Source organism: Paraburkholderia sp. SUR17 (genome assembly GCF_029536165.1).
Taxonomy (GTDB): Bacteria; Pseudomonadota; Gammaproteobacteria; order Burkholderiales; family Burkholderiaceae; genus Paraburkholderia; species Paraburkholderia kururiensis.
This window is the reverse complement of sequence record NZ_CP120508.1, coordinates 3,252,044-3,271,351: the sequence shown is the minus strand read 5'-3', so window position 1 is coordinate 3,271,351 and position 19,308 is coordinate 3,252,044. Positions and strand designations below refer to the sequence as shown.

The following is a 19,308-nucleotide window of genomic DNA, read 5'->3' as shown; positions in this document are numbered from 1 at the left end:
TGAAGCGCAGGGTTGCGCGCGGGGGCTCGCTAGGCCGTCACCGCTTCTTCCCGTCGCGGCGCGAACGAGTCGCTGCGTGCCACGGGCCACCACTGCTCGTAGAGCGTATAGCGATAGTTGCCGTTGAGCAGGTCGCCCGGCTCCAGGTACTTGAGCAGCTGCGACATCAGCTGAACCTCGTGCGACGACACGCGCCGCACGATGTGATGCGCGCGCAGTTCCGACGGATGCCTGAGGCCCGCCGCCTGCACGATTTCCTTGAGCGCGTGCAGCGTGTTGTGGTGGAAGTTGAATACGCGGTCGGCCTTGTCGGGCACGACGAGCGCGCGCTGGCGCACCGGGTCTTGCGTCGCGACGCCGGTGGGGCAGCGTCCCGTGTGGCAGGTCTGGGCCTGGATGCAGCCCACGGCGAACATGAAGCCGCGCGCGGAGTTGATCCAGTCCGCGCCGATGGCGAGCGTCTTCGCGATGTCGAATGCAGTAATCATCTTGCCGCTCGCGCCGATGCGGATTTTCTCGCGCAGCCCGCAACCCACCAGCGTGTTGTGCACGAGCAGCAGCCCTTCCTGAAGCGGCACGCCGATGTGATCCGTGAATTCGAGCGGCGCGGCGCCCGTTCCGCCTTCCGCGCCGTCCACTACGATGAAGTCGGGCAGGATGCCCGTTTCTAGCATCGCCTTGGCGATGCCGAAGAACTCCCACGGGTGGCCGATGCAGAGCTTGAAGCCCGTGGGCTTGCCGCCCGAGAGCTTGCGCAGCCGTTCGACGAATTCGAGCAGCCCGCGCGGCGTCGAAAACTCGGAGTGCGTGGCGGGCGAGATGCAGTCGCGGCCCATCGGCACGCCGCGTGTCTCGGCGATTTCGGGTGTGATCTTCGCGGCGGGCAGCACGCCGCCGTGGCCCGGTTTGGCGCCCTGCGAGAGCTTCACTTCGATCATCTTCACCTGCGGGTCCGCGGCCTCGCGCGCGAACTTCTCGGCGTTGAAGGTGCCGTCGTCGTTACGGCAACCGAAGTATCCCGAGGCGATTTCCCAGATGATGTCGCCGCCGTGTTCGCGGTGGTACTTCGAGAGCGAGCCTTCGCCCGTGTCGTGCGCAAAGCCGCCTTTCTTCGCGCCCAGATTGAGTGCGCGAATGGCGTTGGCCGAGAGCGAGCCGAAGCTCATGGCCGAGACGTTGAAGATGGAGAGCGCGTAGGGCTGCTCGCGATCCGGTCCGACGAGAATGCGGAAGTCGTGGTTCGGGAGTTGCGTCGGCATGAGCGAGTGGCTGATCCATTCGTGACCGGCGGCGCGTACGTCGAGTTCGGTGCCGTAGGGCCGGCTGTCCACTTCGTTCTTCGCACGCTGGTAGACGATGCTGCGCTGCTGACGCGAGAACGGTTTTTCTTCGGTGTCGTCTTCAACGAAGTACTGGCGAATCTCGGGACGAATGAACTCGAACGCAAAACGCAGATGACCCCAGAGCGGATAGTTGCGCAGAATCGCGTGGCGCTCCTGAGTGAGGTCGGCCAGTCCGAGAGCGACGAGGAGCGCCGGAATCAGGCTCCAGAACCAGGACAGATGATGGAGCGCAGCGGCGGCAACGCAGGCGGCAAGCAGCACCACGGCGCACCACATGGCCAGATAGCGTCGGGAAAACATACGGTCTCCTCGGGGTGAACGAAGGAGGCCGGCGCGCTTCGTGTGCAGCGCACCGGCCGGTTGTGCCCCGAATGATGCCGCAAGATGAAGGGCGCGGCTGTGAAACTCACTGGTGCGCGAGACGGAATGAACGTCCTGCGAAAGGTGCCGAAAGGCGTGTGAAGGAATGGAAAGCGTGGAGCGTGGCGGCGAGGTGAGCGAGGGCGGTGGCCCTCGCTCAATCGTGTCGGCGCTTGTGAAGAGCTTGTTCGGCGCTGGGTTGGCGCGTAGTTCGTGTTTATCGCGCGCCCAGCAGCGCCGCCTGCTGCGGCTCGCGTGCGGCGGGTTGCGGCGCGGGCCGGGCCGTCGCCGCGCTTTCGATGATGCCGCCGCCCAGGCACACGTCGCCGTCGTACAGCACGGCGGACTGGCCGGGCGTCACGGCCCATTGCGCTTCGGTGAAGCGCAGCTGGAAGGCGGCGCCGGCATCGCCGGTTTCGCCTGAATCGGCCGGCGAAGACGGCAGCGCGTGGAAGACGCACGCCGCATCGGCCTGGCGATAGCGCGTTTTCGCGCCGCAGGCGTGGCCGTCCGCGGGGGGCTCGCCTGCCACCCAGCTCACATTGCCGGCGCGCAGCGTCTCTGAGAGCAGCCACGGATGATCGTGGCCCTGCACGACGTACAACGTGTTCGAGGCAATGTCCTTGGCCGCCACGAACCAGGGCTCGCCGCTGCCGTCCTTGCTGCCGCCAAGGCCAATGCCCTTGCGCTGGCCGAACGTATAGAACGCAAGGCCGATGTGCTCGCCCACCACCTTGCCTTCGGGCGTCTTCATCGGGCCGGGCTTCGTCGGCAGATAGCGGTTCAGGAAGTCGCGGAACGGCCGTTCGCCAATGAAGCAGATGCCCGTGGAGTCCTTCTTCTTCGCGTTCGGCAGCCCGATTTGCGCCGCGATCTCGCGCACTTTCGTCTTCGGGATCTCGCCGAGCGGGAACATCGTCTTCGACAGCTGCGCCTGGTTGAGGCGGTGCAGGAAGTACGACTGGTCCTTGGTGTGGTCCGTGGCCTTCAGCAATTCGAAGCGGCCGTCGTTCTCGCGCACGCGCGCGTAGTGGCCCGTCGCGATGCGCTCGGCGCCCAGACTCATGGCGTGGTCGAGGAACGCCTTGAACTTGATCTCGGCGTTGCAGAGCACGTCCGGGTTCGGCGTGCGGCCCGCCGAGTACTCGCGCAGGAACTCCGCGAACACGCGGTCCTTGTATTCGGCGGCGAAGTTGACGGCTTCGACGTCGATGCCGATCAGGTCCGCTACCGAGACCACGTCGATCCAGTCTTCACGGGTCGAGCAGTATTCGCTGTCGTCGTCGTCTTCCCAGTTCTTCATGAAAAGACCGACCACGTCGTATCCCTGCTCCTTGAGCAGCCACGCGGTGACCGACGAATCCACGCCGCCCGACATGCCCACTACGACTTTCTGTTTGCTCATGGCTTGCTGCCTGTTGCTGCTTGTTGGTGCTGCAAATTGATATTGCCGATTGATGCTGGACCGGTGCCGCGGGTTGATGCCTGAGGTTGATGCCGCAGGGTACGTCGCCGATCACTCGACTTACGACCGCCCGCCGGCATCGCGCTTATGAGCGCCGCGGCCCCACCGCGTGCGTGTGCACGAAATCGAGCGGAACGCGGCGTCCCGCGAGGTAATCGTCGATGCAGCGCATGACGAGCGGTGTGCGATGCCGCTCGCCCGCCGCGCGCAGTTCGTCGGCGCTCATCCATAGCGTGCGGACGATGTCGGCGTCGAGCGCGCGATCCGCGAGCGCCTCGCCCGCCGTGCCGCAGAACGTGAAACGCAGGTAGGTGGCGCCGCTTTCGTGGGGCTGGCCGAAGTGTGTCATGTACACGCCGACGAGCGCCTGCGGCACGAACGGATGCGCCGTTTCCTCGAGCGTTTCGCGGATCACCGCGTCGACGAGCGATTCGCCCGCCTCGAGATGCCCGGCCGGCTGGTTCAGCCGCAGGCCCTGGGATGTGTGCTCCTCCACGAGGAGAAAACGCCCGCCGCGCTCGACGATGGCCGCCACCGTAACGTGCGGGGCCCAGATTTCCGGTTCCATGGGCCGACATTTTACCGGTTGGCGGAGCGCCTCGCTTCAGACCGCTTTCAAGCCCGGGTCAAACCCGAGTCAAGCCCGAATCATGCGCGAGCGAGGCCAGCATCAGCCCGGAAGCGGCGCGCACGGCCGGGATTGTGCGGATTACGGTTCGCCCCCCACTTTCGGTTAAAGTGGCGCGGTAGCCGCTGCACGAGACGCCGGCGCACCGTGGCCGGCCCCTGTCTTCGCTTTATTCGCTTGATAAGCGCTTGATGAGCAATAAGAAGGAGGGTTCCAGGATGCATATCGGAGTGCCTGCCGAGACGCGGGCGAACGAAACCCGAGTGGCCGCGACGCCCGAGACGGTCAAGAAGTACGTGAGTCAGGGGCATCGCGTCACCGTGCAGGCGGGCGCGGGTACTGCCGCGAGCTTCACCGACGAGGCCTACATTGCCGCGGGCGCCGAGATCACCGACGCGGCCACAGCCTTCGCCGCCGACCTCGTGCTCAAGGTGCAGTCGCCCTCCGTGAGCGAGCTGCCTTTCATGAAGCGTGGCGCCGTGCTCTGCGGCATGCTCGATCCGTTCAATGCCGCGAATGCCGCGCAACTGGCCGAAGCGGGGCTCACCGCCTTCGCGCTGGAAGCCGCGCCGCGCACCACGCGCGCGCAAAGCCTCGACGTGCTCTCGTCCCAGGCCAACATCGCCGGCTACAAGGCGGTGCTCGTGGCCGCCCACTTCTACCCCCGCTTCATGCCGATGCTGATGACCGCCGCCGGTACGGTGAAGGCCGCGCGCGTGCTCGTGCTGGGCGCGGGCGTGGCGGGTCTGCAGGCCATCGCCACGGCGCGGCGGCTGGGCGCCGTGATCGAAGCATCCGACGTGCGGCCGGCCGTGAAGGAGCAGATCGAGTCGCTGGGCGCCAAATTCCTCGACGTGCCCTACGAGACGCAGGAAGAGCGCGAAGCGGCCGAAGGCGTGGGCGGCTACGCGCGGCCCATGCCGCCGTCGTGGCTCGCGCGCCAGTCGGCGCTCGTGCACGAACGCGCGCGCCAGGCCGACATCGTGATCAGCACCGCGTTGATTCCGGGCCGCGACGCGCCCACGCTGCTGCCCGCGCAGACGGTGGAGGCCATGAAGCCGGGTTCCGTGGTGGTGGACCTTGCAGCGGGGCGCGGTCCCGTGTCCGATGAAGCCACCGGCCGCCGCGGGGGCAACTGCCCGCTCACGGTGGCGGACCAGGTGGTGACGAAGCACGGCGTGACGATCGTGGGCTACACGAATCTGGCGGCAATGGTGGCGGCGGACGCGTCTTCGCTCTACGCGCGCAACCTGCTCGACTTCCTGAAGCTGATCGTCACGAAGGAAGGCACGCTCAACATCGATCTCGCGGACGACATCGTCGCGGCCACGCTGCTGGCTCGCGACGGCGCCGTCACGCGCAAGGCATGAGGAGAAACGCGGCGATGGAAGTCATCAACCATACGGTCATCAACCTGATCATCTTTGTGCTGGCGGTCTACGTGGGCTATCACGTGGTGTGGAACGTCACGCCCGCGCTGCACACGCCGCTCATGGCGGTCACCAACGCGATTTCGGCCATCGTGATCGTGGGCGCCATGCTCGCTACGGCGCTCACGGTGGGTGGCGCCGGCAAGTTCTTCGGCACGCTCGCGGTGCTGCTCGCGGCCGTGAACGTGTTCGGCGGCTTTCTGGTGACAAGGCGAATGCTGGAGATGTTCAGAAAGAAAGAACCCAGGAAGCAAAGCGGCGCCACCGGCAAGGAGGGCGCGTAAAAATGAGCATGAACGTGGTGACGCTGCTCTACCTGCTGGCCTCGGTGTGCTTCATCCAGGCGCTCAAGGGGCTGTCCAATCCGAAGAGTGCGCGGGCCGGCAACGTGTTCGGCATGGTGGGCATGGCCATCGCCATCCTCACGACCATCGCGCTGATCGTGAAGCAGGCCGGCTCCCTCGGGTCGAATCTCGGTCTCGGCCTTGGGCTGCTGTTCGGTGCGCTCGTGGTGGGCGGCGCGATTGGCGCCTATGTGGCCGCGCGCGTCGAGATGACGAAGATGCCCGAACTCGTGGCGGCCATGCACTCGCTGATCGGTCTCGCGGCCGTGTGCATCGCGTATGCCGTGGTTGCCGAACCGGCCGCGTTCGGTCTGGGTGCCGAGGATGCGCCGTATGCGGGCTTCCTGCCCTACGGCAACCGCATCGAACTCTTCATCGGCACGTTCGTGGGCGCGATCACGTTTTCGGGCTCGGTGATCGCGTTCGGCAAGCTCTCGGGCAAGTACAAGTTCCGGCTCTTCCAGGGCGCGCCGGTGGTGTATCCGGGCCAGCATCTCTTGAACCTGATGCTCGCCATCGCGATGGTCGGCTTCGGCGTGATCTTCTTTCTCACGCAGTCGTGGCTGCCGTTCATCATCATGACGGTGATCGCGTTCGCGCTCGGCGTGCTCATCATCATCCCGATCGGCGGGGCCGACATGCCGGTGGTGGTGTCGATGCTCAACTCGTACTCGGGCTGGGCTGCCGCGGGCATCGGCTTCTCGCTCAACAACGCGATGCTGATCATTGCGGGGTCACTGGTGGGTTCGTCGGGCGCGATTCTCTCGTACATCATGTGCCACGCGATGAACCGCTCGTTCTTCAACGTGCTGCTGGGCGGCTTCGGCGCAGAGCCCGGCGCGGCCGCGGCGGCCGGCACGCAGGAGCAGCGGCCGGTGAAGTCGGGGTCGGCCGAAGACGCGTCGTTCATGCTCGGCAACGCGGAAACGGTGGTGATCGTGCCGGGCTACGGGCTCGCGGTCGCCCGCGCGCAACACGCGTTGAAGGAGCTCACCGACAAGCTCATCGAGAAGGGCATCGACGTGCGTTACGCCATTCACCCCGTGGCGGGCCGCATGCCGGGGCACATGAACGTGCTGCTCGCCGAAGCCGAGGTGCCCTACGACCTTGTCTTCGAGATGGACGACATCAACAACCAGTTCGGCCAGACCGACGTGGTGCTGGTGCTCGGCGCGAACGACGTGGTGAACCCGGCGGCGAAGAACGATCCGAAGTCGCCGATTGCGGGCATGCCCATCATCGAGGCGTACAAGGCGCGCACCGTCATCGTCAACAAGCGGTCGATGGCAGCGGGCTACGCCGGTCTCGACAACGAGTTGTTCTACATGGACAAGACGATGATGGTGTTCGGCGACGCCAAGAAGGTGATCGAGGACATGGTGAAGTCGGTCGAGTGATCCACGTTGAGGTCACAAGCGCGCCGTCACCGCGACGGCGCGTTCACCACGCGCAGATAGTCCGCGAGGCGTCGGCCGCTCATGTCGGGAAAGTGCTCGTGCACTGCCACGCCCTTCATGCGCGCAATGTCGAAGTTGCGGAAGTCTTCGCGCAGTTCGCACCAGGCGCCCACCGTCCAGCGCCCGCCCCAGTAGACGAGACCGAGCGGCCACACGCGCCGCTCGGTCTGCGCGCCCAGCCGGTCTTCGTAGCCGAAGCTCACCACGAGCCGCGTATCCACGGCGCGATGCAGCGTGTCCACCTTCTTCGAAAACTCGCCGTCGATATGAAACGACGGCACGAACACGGCGAGCCGTTCGAGCGCCGCGCGCTTGTCGGCCGGCATGGCTGAGGCGATTTTCGCGAGCGCGCTGCGGGCGCCGCCCGCGAGGCCCGCGCCGCCCCACGTTTCGAGCATCCGCGCGCCGGTGGCGAGCGCCGCGAGTTCGTCGGCGGTGAACATGAGCGGCGGCAGGCTGGCCGCGCGCGAGAGCCGGTAGCCGATGCCCGCTTCGCCTTCGATCGGCACGCCTGACAGCTGCAGGTCGCGCACGTCGCGATACACGGTGCGCGCCGACACGTTGAGCCATTCGGCCAGCTGCTGCGCAGTCGTGAGCCGCCGGCCGCGCAGCAGCTCGGCGATCTGGAACAGGCGGTCGGCGCGACGGGTCATCGTGGCGGGTGCGGTGGGTGGAATGCGGCGATCATAGCGCGCGGGCGCAGGCGGCTCGCCGTGTTTCGCGAACCGCTTGCGCCGCGCCTGCGTGGCTTAGGCGAGCTTGAGCGAATGCAGGCCGACACGGTTGCCTTCGGTATCGATGAAGTAGCCGATGTAGCCGTAGTTGTTCGGCAGTTCGATAGCCGGCCCCTGCTTTTTGCCGCCCGCGCGCTCCACGCGCTCGAGCGCGTCCGTCACCGTGGGCTTCGCGTTCAGGTAGACGAGCACGCCCTCGTTGTCGGGCTTGTGCTGCTGCGGGTTGAACACGATGCAGCCGCCGGTGTCGGCTTCGCCGCGGCCGAAGATGGCCATCGGAATGCCGCTCACCACTTCGCGCCGCAGTTCGACGTCGAGCGCGGCTTCGTAGAAACGGGTGGCGCGGTCGAAGTCCACGGCCGGAATGTCGAACCAGGCGATGACGCGCGATTGATCTGCTGACATGACACGCTCCTTGATTGTCGGTAAGTCCTGAAGGCGCCGGATGGCGTGATGGAAGTGTGCGGGGCCGCTGCTGACAGCGTTCTGTCAGTAGCTTGGCTGGACGGCGTGAAAGAGCCGCATCGTCGAATGGAAGGGTGCGCCGCGCTTGACGTGCAACCTCATGGTTGCATAATGGACGCCGATTGCAGGCCTGCACGCGCATCTTCGTGCGGATCCCCGAACAGACGGGCCAGGCCGCAAAACACGAACGAGGTTCCCACCAACGTATGGACGCCGTATTCAAGGCGCTGGCCGACCCGACGCGCCGTCAGCTGCTCGACCTGCTGCACGCGCGCAATGGACAAACGCTGGGCGAGCTTTGCGAGGGCCTCGCGATGACGCGCCAGGCCGTGAGCAAGCACCTGGCGCTACTGGAAGAAGCGAATCTGGTCGCGACCGCCTGGCGCGGACGCGAAAAGCTGCATTACCTGAACCCTGTGCCGATCCATGAGATTGCGGAGCGCTGGATCGGCAAGTTCGAACGCGACCGGTTACGCGCGCTGCACGACCTCAAGCGGGGGCTCGAGGCGCGTGCTGATGCGGGGGACGAGGAGGAGCGGGAAGGGTGATGAGCCGTGCAGTGCTGGCTGCCGCGGCGTGGAACGCCGCCGCCGGGGAGCGGGCGGGGGCTGCTACGCCGTGGAATCGCCCCGGCGCAGCGAGCGTTCAGCCGCCGCTGGCTTCGCCGTCGTTTTCGGCGGGCGCCGCGCTCGCGCGTTGCCGCACGCTGCCCGCGATCAGGTCGAAGCGGAACAGACGGCATTCGAGCGCGCCGTTGAAGAGCGGCGTCTTAGCCGATTCGCGCAGCCGCAGCTGACCCGGGAGCTTGCGGTCCGACGTGAGGAAGAACGCGCGCCAGCCGGTGAAGCGCTGCTTGAGCGCATCGCCGATGGCATGGAAGAACTCGCTGTCCGGCGCATCGGGCTGCGTGCGGCGAAAGCCTTCGTCGTCGTAGGCGTCGCGCTCGGCCCGCCGACCGGTGTCGCGAATCTCGCCGCGCGGGCCGCGGCCTCGCACCTCGATCCGCTCGCCGTAGGGCGGGTTCGCCACGAGGATGCCGGGTGCGTCGGTGGGCGGCGTCATGGCGCGCGCATCGACCTGCTTGAGCGGCACTGCCGGCAGGCCCGCGCGCTCGATATTCGCGCGCGCCTTGTCCAGCATGTCGCCCGAAATGTCGCTGCCGTAGATCTGCAGATTCGTGCGCGCGCCGCGGGCCGCGCGCTTGGCGTCCATGGCGGCGACCTTCAGCGTCTGCCATGCGGTGATGTCGTACTGCTTGAGCTTTTCGAAACCGAAACGACGGTCCACGCCGGGCGCGATGTTGAGCGCGATCTGCGCCGCCTCGGCGAGGAACGTGCCGCTGCCGCACATCGGGTCGTAGAGCGGCGTGCCGGGCGCCCAGCCGGTGAGGCGCAGGATGCCCGCAGCCAGGTTTTCGCGCAGCGGCGCCGCGCCCTTGTCGAGCCGCCAGCCGCGCTTGAAGAGCGGCTCGCCCGACGTATCGAGGTACAGCGTGCACTCGGCTGCCGTGAGGAACGCGAAGACGCGCACGTCGGGCACGGCGGTATCGATGCTGGGCCGTGCGCCGCTCACTTCGCGCAAGCGGTCGCAGACCGCGTCTTTCACGCGCAGCGTCGCGAACTCCAGGCTGCGCAGCGGCGACTTGATCGCCGTGATGTCGACGCGCAGCGTCTCGTTGGCCGAGAACCACTGCTCCCAGCGCTGCTCGCGCGCGAGGTTGTAGATGTCCTGCTCGTTGCGGTACGGCTGCTGCGCGATCTTGAGCAGCACGCGGCTCGCGATGCGCGAGTGCAGGTTCACGGCCATGCCGGCCGACCAGTCGCCGCGGAAATGCACGCCGCCCGGCACGTCGCTGCCCGATTGCAGGGCGCCGGCGCGCAGATGGCGCGAGCCGATCTCGGCGATCTCGGCGGCAAGGGCGGCTTCGAGGCCGCGCGGACAGGGAACGAAGAAATCGAAAGACATGAGGAGGGCGGAACGCTGCGGGGAAGGCGCTATTGTACGCGGTCGGGTTTGGGCGGCCGGTCGCTTCGTGTCGGCGTCATGCTTCGTTGCGCGGCTCGGCGGCTCCGGGGCTTCCGTCGCATCTGCAGCTTCAATAGCAGCGGCGCGGACTCGTTTTGTGCATTCCGCCGCGCGAAAGCGGCGCCGCCTCGTGGCATCAGCTGCCCGAGCTAACGGCCGCCGACGAGCCGGCCGAAGCGGCATCCGGCGACATCGCCGTTACGGGGCAGGGCACGACGGGCGCAGCCGGTGCCGCTGTCGTTTCCGCCGTTGCTGCCGTTCGCGGCGCGCTCGCCCGGGACGCGCCTTTCCCGACCCTCGCCGCGGCATCCGTGTCCGCCATCCGCGGCAGCGCCGCGAGCGACTGCACGCCGCCCGCGATCGCCGTAGCGATCGCCTCCACCGCGCGCCGATGCCCGTCCACGAGCGCGTCGTAGCCGCTCGCCACCGGCACGCTTGCCACGCTGCGGCAGGTCATCACGGCGCGGCTACCCACTGGCCGCACGCTCCATACGGCGTCGATGAGCGCATGCGAGCCAGGCCAGGATTCGAAGCGATGCACGTTGACGCTGACGCGGTACACCGGCACGCCCTCGGGATACGGTGCGCCGTAGACGTCGATCGTGCCGAGCCGCTGCGCAAGGTCGCCCGAGAGCGCGCGCCGCACCTCGTCGCCGGGCAGCGACGCCCAGCGCTCCTCTTCCAGCACGCTCACCTGGTTCGCGTCTTTCTGCACGACGAGCTGGTTTCGCGCGACCTGCGACGGCATGTCGACCGGCGCCACTTCGATCAGCAGCGAAGGATTGGCCGCGGCCGCCGCCGTGCGCTGCGCCGTGTCGACGCCAGCACCGGGCGCGGTGCTGAGCGTATAGAACCGGCTGGGCGGCGACGAAGAACACGCGGCGAGCATCGTGAGCGCAGCGGTGGCAACAGCGGCAGCGGTGGCCGTGGTCCGGGAACGAAGCAGGGTGCGAAGCATGGCGTTTTTCATGGCTTGTCCCCCGGCTTGCCGCGCAACAGCGATTCGGGGTGGCGTTCGAGGTAATCGGACAGCGCGTTGAGCGACTGCAGCGTGCGCGTGAGTTCCTGCAGCGCCTGGTGCACGTCGGACTGCAGCGGCGAGTCTTGCTGGAGCGTTGCTTCGGCGGCGCCGAAGGTCTGCTTCGCGGCCGAAAGCGTGTCGCGCGCCTGCGGTACCACTTCGGTATCGAGCCGCGAGAACAGGCGGTCGGCGTTCTTGAGCGCGCTGTTGAGATTGGTGCCGATCTGGTCGAACGGCACCTTGTCCAGCTTCCTCGCGATGTCGGCCACCTGCAGTTGCAGTTCGTCGAGCGTGTTCGGAATGGTGGGCAGCTCGATGGGCTCGCGCGTCACGTCCACGGTGGCGGGCGGCGCCTTCGGGAACAGGTCGAGCGCGACGTAGAGCTGGTTGGTGAGCAGGTTGCCCGTGCGCAGCTGGCCGCGCAGACCATGCTTCACCAGCGTCTTGAGCATCTCGCTCGCCTCGGGCGTGCTTTGCATCGGCATCTGGTTGCGCGAGTGGCGGCGCAGGCGGTCGGGGTAGAGGTCCATCGTGACCGGCATCGTGAACTCGTGCGTCTTCGGATCGTACTCAACGCCGATGTCGGTCACCTGGCCCAGCACGATGCCGCGGAAGTCCACGGGCGCGCCCACCGAAAGGCCGCGCAGCGACTGGTTGAAGTTCATCACCACGCGCACCGGAATGCCGTCGGGCTCGCGCATCGCGTCGCTTTCGTCGGCGCCTAAGCGGAACATCGTGCCGTTGGGCGCGTTGGTGCCCGCGGACTGGCCGGGCGGCGCCTGGAACGCGAGGCCGCCCACGATCACCGTGGCAAGCGACTGCGTGTTGAGCTTGAGTCCGCTCGCGTCGAGCCGCAGGTCTACGCCGCTGGCATGCCACCAGCGCGTGTTGGTGCCCACGTACTGGTCGTAGGGCGCGGAGACGAACACCTGCACCGTGACGCCCGTGCCTCCCTTGTCTAGCGAGAAGCCCGTGACCTGGCCCACCTGGACGCGGCGGTAGAAGATCGGCGAGCCGATATCGATGGAACCGAGCGAGTCGCCGTGCAGCGTGTACTGGTGGCCCTTCTGGTCGATGGTGACGGGCGGCGGGGTTTCGAGGCCCACGAAATCCGTTTCGCTTTCGCTGGAGCGGCCGGCATCCACGCCGATGTAGGCGCCCGAAAGCAGCGTACCGAGTCCGGACACGCCCGTCGTACCCACGCGCGGACGCACGATCCAGAAGCGGCTGTCCTTCACGGCGAAGTTCTCGGCTTCCTTGGTGAGTTCCACCTGCACCAGCACGTGCGAAAGATCCTTCGACAGCCGGATCGATTTCACCGATCCGATGTTGACGTCCTTGTACTTGACCTGGGTCTTGCCGGGCTCCAGCCCTTCGGCGCTCACGAAGCTGATCGTGATGTTGGGCCCTTGCGCGAGCACGGACTTCACCACGAGCGCCACGCCGATCAGCGCGGCGAGCAGCGGCACGATCCAGACGAGCGAAGGCAGCCAGCGGCGGGGCGGCTCGACGTCGGGGTCCGGAAGCTCGGGGGGCACCGCGGGCGGCACGGACGCGCCGGCACCGCTTGCAGTGCGCGCGTCCTGCGACTCGGGTGGCGCCGGCGGCGTGGGTCCTTGCGTGCTGTTCATGAAGCAGGATCCTCTGTTGAGGGTGGTTGTTCGTTTTTAGTGTGCGGGGCCGCCGCGGACGGAACCGAGGACGCCCAGGGCCCGTCTTCCTCGACGGCATCCCAGATCAGGCGCGGGTCGAATTGCATCGAGGCGATCATGGTGAGAATCACGACCGAGCCGAAAGCCAGGGCGCCCGGCCCCGCCGTGATGACGGCAAGCGACTGGAAGCGCACCAGCGCCACGGTCATGGTGACCACGAAGACGTCCAGCATCGACCAGCGCCCGATGAACTCGATGATGCGGTAGAGCCGCACCCGTTCGTTGGGCCGCCATGCGGAGCGACGCTGCGCGGTGAGCGTGAGCAGCGTGAGCACCGAGAGCTTGAGCATGGGCACCACGATGCTCGCCACGAACACGATCACGGCGAGCGGCCATTCGCCCGAGGTCCAGAAGTAGACCACGCCGCTCATGATCGTGTTGTCGTCGCTGCCCACGAGCGAGGACGTATGCATGATGGGCAGCAGGTTGGCCGGAATGTAGAGGATGGCGGCGGCGGCGAGCAGCGCCCAGGTGCGCATGAGGCTGTCGGGATTGCGCCGGTGCAGCACCGCATCGCAGCGCGAGCAATGCTGTTTGCCGACCGAGCGCAGCCAGGGCTGCACGCGGCCGCAGGCATGGCAGGAAACGAGGCCGGCGCGCCTGGCAGTGAGGTATCGCATGGGGCGTCAGTCCTTGCGCGCGGCGAGCGGGGCGGGACGACGGCCGGGTACGGCGCCCGCGCTTGCGCCGGGACCACCGCCTACCGTTGCGCCGGAATGGCGACCGGAGTGACCGCCCGGATTGTCGCCTGACCCGGACGCCGGCCCGGACCGGCCCGGTTGGCGAGACGCGCGGCGCGCCCGCAGTTCGTCGGCGATGTCCCAGAGCGTGCGCGAATCGAAGGTCACGACCACCGTCGACATGAGCGTGAGCGCGCCGAAGCCGAACAGCGCGACGTCGGGAATCACGCGCGCGAGGCTCACCATTTTCACGATGGTGACGAGCACGCCCAGCATGAAGACTTCGATCATGCCCCAGGGCCGCACGAACTGGATGGCGCGCAGCACGCGGTTGAAGCCGGGCGGAACGTGGCCCTGGCGCACGGGAAGCAGCACGTAGAGCAGGGCGACGAGTTCGGTCAGCGGGAACAGGACCGTGCAGCAGAACACCATGACCGCGACCAGTTCCATGTGCTCTTCCCAGAGCACGACGAGCGCGCCGAACAGGCTCGCGCGCGAGGTGACGCCGTTCGCGTCGAGTTCGAGAATCGGAAACGACTGGGCAATGATGAACGTGATGAGCGCGCCGAGCGTCATCGCGCAGATGCGGTCCAACTGGGCGGACGAGCCGTGATAGAGCGCCGCGCCGCAGCGCGGGCAACGCGCGGTGAGCCGGGCGCGTAGCAGTGGCTTGCGGAACAGCGCGTCGCACTCGTGGCATGCGATCAGATTGTCTCGTTCCATGTGGGCGTGCTGGATAAAACGGCCTAAACGGCTTGATCGGCCTAAATGGCTTGAACGGCCTGATCGTCTGTCTGATCGTCCGTGAAGCAGCCGGACGAAAGCGGCGGTGCCGGGCGCCGTGTGGCGCGGTACGAACCGGCTGGACGGTCCAAAAGGCGCCACCATGTTACCAAACCCATGCCGGGCCACGCACAACGGGGCTGGGCAAGGCCGAGACCGGCGAATGCCGGAATATCGACCCTCGCGCCTTCCTTTCGTTCCGTTACGCCAGTCTTCATGCAGGACGGCCCAAGGCTGGAGTAGCATGGCGGCCTTGACATCCCCGGCTGTTGTCCGCTGTTTGCGCGGTTGCTTTTAGCGCCGTACCGGGTCATGCGCCGTTTGCAGGGCTGCGTGGCGTCCTCGCTTCGCCGGACGCCGGCGCGGCATGGGCGGCGGCCTCGCGCGCAGCTTTTCCCCCTTACGGATGGAATAAGCGCGCCGGCTGCCACGTTGAACGTAATGCGTTAGCGTCCGGATCGTCATGCCATCCCGTCCTTCCTTTGCCTCGCCCGAGCCGTACACCCGCACGGCGATCGGGTTCCACTGGCTGATCGCGCTTCTCATCGTCTGTGCCTTCGCGCTCGGCTGGGTGATGACGGGCATTCCGGGCCTCACGCCCACCAAGCTTCGCTACTATTCCTGGCACAAGTGGATCGGCGTGACGGTGTTCGCGCTCGCCGTGCTGCGCATCGTCTGGCGCGCCACGCACCGGGCGCCGCCGTTGCCGCGCCGCATGCCGGGCTGGCAGCGCGTGCTCGCGCACGGCGTGCATGCGCTGCTCTATGTGCTGATGGTGGCCGTGCCGGTCTCGGGTTATCTGTTCAGCTCCGCGGCCAACGTGCCGGTTGTCTATCTCGGGCTGGTGCAGTTGCCCATGCTGATCGGCCCTGATCCCGTGCTCAAGACGGTGTTCCGCACGATGCACGTCACGCTCGATTACTCGCTCGCCGTGCTCGTGGTGCTGCATGTGGCGGCGGCGATCAAGCATCAATGGCTCGACCGCGACGGCCTGCTGTCGCGCATGATTCCGTTCCTCAAATAAGGACAAACATGAAGGGTTCGTTCTATCGCTACATGCTGGCCGTATTCGCCGCGGCTGCTCTGAACGCGGCGGCGCCCGGCCGCGCGCTTGCCGAGACCGGCGCGGCAAGCCAGGTGGATCTCGCGAAGAGCTCGATTACCGCGACCTCGAAGCAGATGAACGTGCCGGTGGAAGGCCGGTTCAGGAAGTTCACCGCGCAGCTCAGTTTCGATCCCGCCAAACCCGCCGCGGGCAGCGCGCAATTCACGGTGGACGTGGCCAGCTACGATCTGGGCGACGAGAGCTTCAACGACTCGGTGCGTGGCAAGGACTGGTTCGATGCAAAGACCTGGCCGCAGGCCACCTTCGTTTCCAGCGCCATCGCGCCGGCCGGCGGTAATCAGTACAAGGTGACGGGCAAGCTCACCATCAAGGGCAAGTCGCAGACGGTGGTCGTGCCCGTTGCGTACTCCCAGCAGGGTTCCGCGCAGGCTTTCGACGGCACGTTGCCGATCCGCCGCCTGCAATTCGACGTGGGCACGGGCGACTGGAAGGACACCTCCACCGTGGCCGACGAAGTGGTCATCAAGTTTCACATCGTTGCCGCGCGCAAATAGAGACTGCTGCTGTCGTGTGCCGCGGTGTTTTCGTGTCGTCGATTGTCTGTGAGGAGGACAGGACTTGAAGAAGTCACAGCTGTTTGCCATGGCGGCGCTGGGCGCGTCGCTGTCGTTGGGTTCGGCCGGTGCGTTCGCTGCCGACACCTACATGCTCGACCCGAACCACACCTATCCGAGCTTCGAGGCCGACCATCTGGGCGGCCTTTCGATCTGGCGCGGGAAGTTCACGAAGACCTCGGGCACGGTCACGCTGGACCGTCAGGCGAAGACGGGCACGGTGGACGTGACGGTCGACGTCGCGTCCATCGACACGGGCAATGCCAAGCTCGACGATCACCTGAAGGAGGCCGAGTTCTTCGACGTCGCGAAATATCCCAAGGCCACCTACAAGGGCACGCGCATTCGCTTCGACGGCGAGCGGCCCGTGGAAGTGGACGGCGATTTCACGCTGCACGGCGTGACGAAGCCACTTGCGCTCAAGATCGAGTCGTTCAAGTGCATGCCGCACCCCGTGTTCAAGCGCGAGGTGTGCGGCGTGGAAGCGAGCGCCACATTCGACCGCTCGGACTACGGGCTCGCGTTCGGCAAGGACTACGGCTTCAGCATGCAAACGACGCTGCATATCCAGGCCGAAGGAATCAAGCAGTAGGCATCGCGCGGGGCCGCGTTGTGTACGAACGGCCCCGCGCCTGAACGGACGAACGAACAGAAGCAGACAGGCGCGCGTACGGCAGTGCGCGGGCATGGACGCTGCGTATGGAACGGCTGCACACCCCGAAGCAGCCAATAAGGCGGTAACTACCCGAACCAGAACGACATACAAACGGAGGTCGCGATGAACAGGGGCATGACGGCAATCCCGCCGGCTGTCGCCACCGGTAGCCGCTCCTGGCGGCTGATCGTGGCGGCATCCATCGGCAACGCGCTGGAATGGTTCGATCTCGTCGTCTACGGCTTTTTCGCGGTCGTCATTTCGCGGCTCTTCTTTCCGGCCGGCAACGATACGGTTTCGCTGCTGCTCACGCTGGGTACGTTCGGCGTGTCGTTCTTTATGCGGCCGCTCGGCGCCATCGTGCTGGGCGCCTATGCGGATATGCGCGGACGCAAGGCGGCGCTCACGCTCTCCATCCTGCTGATGATGGTCGGCACGTTCGTGATCGCGGTGCTGCCGGGTTATGCGTCGATTGGCGTGGCGGCGCCCATCGTGCTCGTGCTGGCGCGTCTGGTGCAGGGCTTTTCGGCCGGCGGCGAGTTCGGCAGCGCCACCGCGTTTCTCGCCGAGCACGTGCCCGCGCGGCGCGGTTTCTATGCGAGCTGGCAGATTGCGAGTCAGGGCCTCACGACGCTGCTTGCCGCTACGTTCGGCACGTTCCTGTCCGGCGCGCTCACGCCGCAGCAGATGGACGCGTGGGGCTGGCGCGTGCCGTTCCTCTTCGGGCTCCTGATCGGGCCGGTGGCGTGGTACATCCGCTCGCGCCTCGACGAGACGCCCGAATTCCTCGCCGCCGAGACCACGCCTACGCCATTGCGCGACACGTTCGCTTCGCAGAAGGTGCGTCTTCTGATTGCGATGGGCGCGGTGGTGCTCGGCACCGTCGCGACCTATCTCGTGCTCTTCATGCCCACTTACGGCGTGAAGCAGTTGGGGCTGTCGCCTTCGGTGTCGTTCGCGGCGATCATGCTCGTGGGCGTGATCCAACTCGTGCTCGCGCCCGTGTTCGGGCACTTCTCGGACATCCATGGCCGCACGCGGCTCATGCTCGTCTCGGCCGTGTTGCTCTTTGTCCTGATCCTGCCAGGCTTCGCCTGGCTCGTTGCCCATCCCGGCTTCGGCACGTTGCTCGTCATCGAGGCTGTGTTCGGCTTGCTGATGACGGGCTACTTTGCGTCGCTGCCCGGGCTCTTGTCCGAGATATTTCCGGTGCAGACGCGCACGACCGGCATGTCGCTCGCCTATAACGTCGCGGTGACGATTTTCGGCGGATTCGGTCCGTTCATCATCGCGTGGCTGATTCGCGCGACGGGCACGAAGGTGGCGCCTGCTTTCTACGTGATGCTCGCAGCGGCGTTGAGCATCGCTGCGCTGATCGCGGCACGACGCAAGCTGCAGTTTCGGTAGAGGCCGTTCAAGGCGATGGTGCGTCGTGGCCGGGCGTGACCGATTGCTTGCTGTCGACCACCATCAACCGCCACGGCGGCGCCATAAAGCACGAAGGCCGGTTCTTTCGAACCGGCCTTCGTTTTTACGTCGACTGCTTTTGCATGCTTACGTCGGCAAGTGCAATTACACCTGTGCGCCCGCGTTCGGATCGTTCGGGTCGTGCCGCTCGCGCCGTTCCTTGATGAGGTCCTCGCGCTTCACGCCGAGCCACATGGCGAGCGCGGCTGCCACGAACACGGACGAGTAGATGCCGAACAGAATGCCCACCGTGAGGGCCAGCGCGAAGTAGTGCAGCGTGGGGCCGCCGAAGAGGAACATCGAGAGCACCATCATCTGCGTACAGCCGTGCGTGATGATGGTCCGCGACATGGTGCTCGTGATCGCGTGGTTGATGACTTCGATCACGCTCATCTTGCGCTCACGCCGGAACGTCTCGCGAATCCGGTCGAAGATAACGACCGATTCGTTCACCGAGTAGCCCAGCACCGCGAGCACCGCGGCCAGCACGGAGAGCGAGAACTCCCACTGGAAGAACGCGAAGAAGCCGAGAATGATCACGACGTCGTGCAGGTTCGCGATGATGCCCGCCACGGCGTACTTCCACTCGAAGCGGAACGACAGGTAGATCACGATGCCGGCTACCACGCAGGCGAGGGCGAGCAGGCCGTCGGTGGCCAGTTCCTTACCCACCTGCGGACCCACGAACTCCACGCGCTGCAACTGCACCTGCGCGTTTTGCCCCTTGAGCGCCGACATCACCTGGTCGCTCTGCTGCGCCGACGAAAGCCCCTGCTTGACCGGCAGGCGGATCAGCACGTCGCGCGAGGTGCCGAAGTTCTGCACCTGCGCGTCGCTGTAGCCGATCTTCTCGAGCGTGCCGCGCACCGGCTCCAGGTCCACGGCCTGCGGATACTGGACCTCGATCACGGTACCGCCCGTGAACTCGATCGAGAGGTGCAGGCCGCGATGCAGCAGGAAGAACACGGCGGCAATGAAGGTCACGAGCGAGATCGCGTTGAAGAGCAACGCGCGCTGCATGAACGGAATGTCTTTACGGATGCGGAAAAATTCCATGGT

General features: G+C 66.4%; 19 protein-coding genes. 8 read left to right on the top strand and 11 right to left on the bottom strand.

Annotated elements, in window-relative coordinates; all coding sequences use genetic code 11:
* Positions 1 to 29: 29 nt before the first annotated feature.
* The 3 genes from P2869_RS14490 to P2869_RS14480 form a co-directional block, all read right to left on the bottom strand.
* Positions 30 to 1,643: an FMN-binding glutamate synthase family protein gene (locus tag P2869_RS14490; RefSeq protein WP_277596843.1), complete on the bottom strand. Its 1,614-nt coding sequence runs from the start codon at positions 1,641 to 1,643 to the stop codon at positions 30 to 32.
* Between the two features lie 277 nt (positions 1,644 to 1,920).
* The gene (mnmA, locus tag P2869_RS14485; RefSeq protein WP_277596842.1) at positions 1,921 to 3,108 is read right to left on the bottom strand and encodes a tRNA 2-thiouridine(34) synthase MnmA; all 1,188 of its coding nucleotides are present in this window, start codon (positions 3,106 to 3,108) and stop codon (positions 1,921 to 1,923) included.
* 145 nt (positions 3,109 to 3,253) lie between these two features.
* Complete coding sequence (locus P2869_RS14480; RefSeq protein WP_277596841.1) at positions 3,254 to 3,736, bottom strand: NUDIX hydrolase; 483 nt, start codon at positions 3,734 to 3,736, stop codon at positions 3,254 to 3,256.
* A gap of 278 nt (positions 3,737 to 4,014) precedes the next feature.
* On the opposite strand from P2869_RS14480, the gene P2869_RS14475 reads away from it, so the two are divergent.
* Genes P2869_RS14475 through P2869_RS14465 form a run of 3 tightly spaced genes read left to right on the top strand, consistent with a single transcriptional unit; the run spans position 4,015 to position 6,967 of the window.
* Positions 4,015 to 5,166 carry a Re/Si-specific NAD(P)(+) transhydrogenase subunit alpha gene (locus P2869_RS14475; RefSeq protein ID WP_277596840.1) on the top strand — a complete coding sequence of 384 codons (1,152 nt, stop codon included), beginning with the start codon at positions 4,015 to 4,017 and terminating at the stop codon, positions 5,164 to 5,166.
* A gap of 14 nt (positions 5,167 to 5,180) precedes the next feature.
* The gene (locus P2869_RS14470) at positions 5,181 to 5,510 is read left to right on the top strand and encodes an NAD(P) transhydrogenase subunit alpha (protein WP_042302460.1); all 330 of its coding nucleotides are present in this window, start codon (positions 5,181 to 5,183) and stop codon (positions 5,508 to 5,510) included.
* Between the two features lie 2 nt (positions 5,511 to 5,512).
* The gene (locus P2869_RS14465) at positions 5,513 to 6,967 is read left to right on the top strand and encodes an NAD(P)(+) transhydrogenase (Re/Si-specific) subunit beta (protein ID WP_277596839.1); all 1,455 of its coding nucleotides are present in this window, start codon (positions 5,513 to 5,515) and stop codon (positions 6,965 to 6,967) included.
* 26 nt (positions 6,968 to 6,993) lie between these two features.
* Here P2869_RS14465 and P2869_RS14460 read toward each other — a convergent pair whose 3' ends face one another.
* Both P2869_RS14460 and P2869_RS14455 read right to left on the bottom strand, forming a co-directional pair.
* A complete protein-coding gene (locus tag P2869_RS14460) occupies positions 6,994 to 7,680 on the bottom strand; it encodes a YafY family protein (RefSeq protein WP_017776993.1) in 687 nt (228 codons plus the stop codon).
* A gap of 96 nt (positions 7,681 to 7,776) precedes the next feature.
* Entirely contained in the window at positions 7,777 to 8,166 is a 390-nt protein-coding gene (locus tag P2869_RS14455; RefSeq protein ID WP_017776992.1) for a VOC family protein, read from the bottom strand.
* 266 nt (positions 8,167 to 8,432) lie between these two features.
* On the opposite strand from P2869_RS14455, the gene P2869_RS14450 reads away from it, so the two are divergent.
* A complete protein-coding gene (locus P2869_RS14450) occupies positions 8,433 to 8,774 on the top strand; it encodes a metalloregulator ArsR/SmtB family transcription factor (RefSeq protein ID WP_277598151.1) in 342 nt (113 codons plus the stop codon).
* A gap of 97 nt (positions 8,775 to 8,871) precedes the next feature.
* Here P2869_RS14450 and P2869_RS14445 read toward each other — a convergent pair whose 3' ends face one another.
* From P2869_RS14445 to P2869_RS14425, 5 genes are all read right to left on the bottom strand, one after another.
* A complete protein-coding gene (locus tag P2869_RS14445; RefSeq protein WP_277596838.1) occupies positions 8,872 to 10,191 on the bottom strand; it encodes a class I SAM-dependent RNA methyltransferase in 1,320 nt (439 codons plus the stop codon).
* A gap of 196 nt (positions 10,192 to 10,387) precedes the next feature.
* Positions 10,388 to 11,209 carry a PqiC family protein gene (locus P2869_RS14440; RefSeq protein WP_277596837.1) on the bottom strand — a complete coding sequence of 274 codons (822 nt, stop codon included), beginning with the start codon at positions 11,207 to 11,209 and terminating at the stop codon, positions 10,388 to 10,390.
* 8 nt (positions 11,210 to 11,217) lie between these two features.
* Positions 11,218 to 12,903 (bottom strand): MlaD family protein, encoded by a 1,686-nt coding sequence (locus tag P2869_RS14435; RefSeq protein WP_017776988.1) that lies wholly within the window; start codon positions 12,901 to 12,903, stop codon positions 11,218 to 11,220.
* The gene (locus P2869_RS14430) at positions 12,900 to 13,604 is read right to left on the bottom strand and encodes a paraquat-inducible protein A (protein ID WP_017776987.1); all 705 of its coding nucleotides are present in this window, start codon (positions 13,602 to 13,604) and stop codon (positions 12,900 to 12,902) included. Before P2869_RS14430 ends, P2869_RS14435 begins: the two co-directional genes overlap by 4 nt.
* Before the next feature lie 6 nt (positions 13,605 to 13,610).
* Positions 13,611 to 14,387, bottom strand: a complete 777-nt coding sequence (locus P2869_RS14425; RefSeq protein WP_277596836.1) for a paraquat-inducible protein A — start codon at positions 14,385 to 14,387, stop codon at positions 13,611 to 13,613.
* A 523-nt stretch (positions 14,388 to 14,910) separates the two neighbouring features.
* Between P2869_RS14425 and P2869_RS14420 the strand changes: the two genes are divergently transcribed.
* The 4 genes from P2869_RS14420 (at position 14,911) to P2869_RS14405 (ending at position 18,189) form a co-directional block, all read left to right on the top strand.
* Entirely contained in the window at positions 14,911 to 15,471 is a 561-nt protein-coding gene (locus P2869_RS14420) for a cytochrome b (RefSeq protein WP_017776985.1), read from the top strand.
* Between the two features lie 8 nt (positions 15,472 to 15,479).
* Positions 15,480 to 16,067 carry a YceI family protein gene (locus tag P2869_RS14415; RefSeq protein ID WP_277596835.1) on the top strand — a complete coding sequence of 196 codons (588 nt, stop codon included), beginning with the start codon at positions 15,480 to 15,482 and terminating at the stop codon, positions 16,065 to 16,067.
* A 64-nt stretch (positions 16,068 to 16,131) separates the two neighbouring features.
* On the top strand, positions 16,132 to 16,719 hold the full coding sequence (locus tag P2869_RS14410) for a YceI family protein (RefSeq protein WP_176049034.1): 588 nt from the start codon (positions 16,132 to 16,134) through the stop codon (positions 16,717 to 16,719).
* A gap of 198 nt (positions 16,720 to 16,917) precedes the next feature.
* The gene (locus tag P2869_RS14405; RefSeq protein ID WP_277596834.1) at positions 16,918 to 18,189 is read left to right on the top strand and encodes an MFS transporter; all 1,272 of its coding nucleotides are present in this window, start codon (positions 16,918 to 16,920) and stop codon (positions 18,187 to 18,189) included.
* 165 nt (positions 18,190 to 18,354) lie between these two features.
* Here the strand turns inward: P2869_RS14405 and secF are convergent, their stop codons facing one another.
* On the bottom strand, positions 18,355 to 19,305 hold the full coding sequence (secF, locus tag P2869_RS14400; RefSeq protein WP_017776981.1) for a protein translocase subunit SecF: 951 nt from the start codon (positions 19,303 to 19,305) through the stop codon (positions 18,355 to 18,357).
* Between the last annotated feature and the right edge of the window lie 3 nt (positions 19,306 to 19,308).

Coding starts and splice junctions, on each gene's coding strand:
- P2869_RS14440 (WP_277596837.1), bottom strand. CDS start 11,209: ATGCTTCGCACCCTGCTTCGTTCCCGGACCACGGCCACCGCTGCCGCT.
- P2869_RS14405 (WP_277596834.1), top strand. CDS start 16,918: ATGACGGCAATCCCGCCGGCTGTCGCCACCGGTAGCCGCTCCTGGCGG.
- secF (WP_017776981.1), bottom strand. CDS start 19,305: ATGGAATTTTTCCGCATCCGTAAAGACATTCCGTTCATGCAGCGCGCG.
- P2869_RS14425 (WP_277596836.1), bottom strand. CDS start 14,387: ATGGAACGAGACAATCTGATCGCATGCCACGAGTGCGACGCGCTGTTC.
- P2869_RS14450 (WP_277598151.1), top strand. CDS start 8,433: ATGGACGCCGTATTCAAGGCGCTGGCCGACCCGACGCGCCGTCAGCTG.
- P2869_RS14455 (WP_017776992.1), bottom strand. CDS start 8,166: ATGTCAGCAGATCAATCGCGCGTCATCGCCTGGTTCGACATTCCGGCC.
- P2869_RS14420 (WP_017776985.1), top strand. CDS start 14,911: ATGCCATCCCGTCCTTCCTTTGCCTCGCCCGAGCCGTACACCCGCACG.
- P2869_RS14445 (WP_277596838.1), bottom strand. CDS start 10,191: ATGTCTTTCGATTTCTTCGTTCCCTGTCCGCGCGGCCTCGAAGCCGCC.
- P2869_RS14415 (WP_277596835.1), top strand. CDS start 15,480: ATGAAGGGTTCGTTCTATCGCTACATGCTGGCCGTATTCGCCGCGGCT.
- P2869_RS14435 (WP_017776988.1), bottom strand. CDS start 12,903: ATGAACAGCACGCAAGGACCCACGCCGCCGGCGCCACCCGAGTCGCAG.
- P2869_RS14470 (WP_042302460.1), top strand. CDS start 5,181: ATGGAAGTCATCAACCATACGGTCATCAACCTGATCATCTTTGTGCTG.
- mnmA (WP_277596842.1), bottom strand. CDS start 3,108: ATGAGCAAACAGAAAGTCGTAGTGGGCATGTCGGGCGGCGTGGATTCG.
- P2869_RS14480 (WP_277596841.1), bottom strand. CDS start 3,736: ATGGAACCGGAAATCTGGGCCCCGCACGTTACGGTGGCGGCCATCGTC.
- P2869_RS14490 (WP_277596843.1), bottom strand. CDS start 1,643: ATGTTTTCCCGACGCTATCTGGCCATGTGGTGCGCCGTGGTGCTGCTT.
- P2869_RS14475 (WP_277596840.1), top strand. CDS start 4,015: ATGCATATCGGAGTGCCTGCCGAGACGCGGGCGAACGAAACCCGAGTG.
- P2869_RS14430 (WP_017776987.1), bottom strand. CDS start 13,604: ATGCGATACCTCACTGCCAGGCGCGCCGGCCTCGTTTCCTGCCATGCC.
- P2869_RS14465 (WP_277596839.1), top strand. CDS start 5,513: ATGAGCATGAACGTGGTGACGCTGCTCTACCTGCTGGCCTCGGTGTGC.
- P2869_RS14460 (WP_017776993.1), bottom strand. CDS start 7,680: ATGACCCGTCGCGCCGACCGCCTGTTCCAGATCGCCGAGCTGCTGCGC.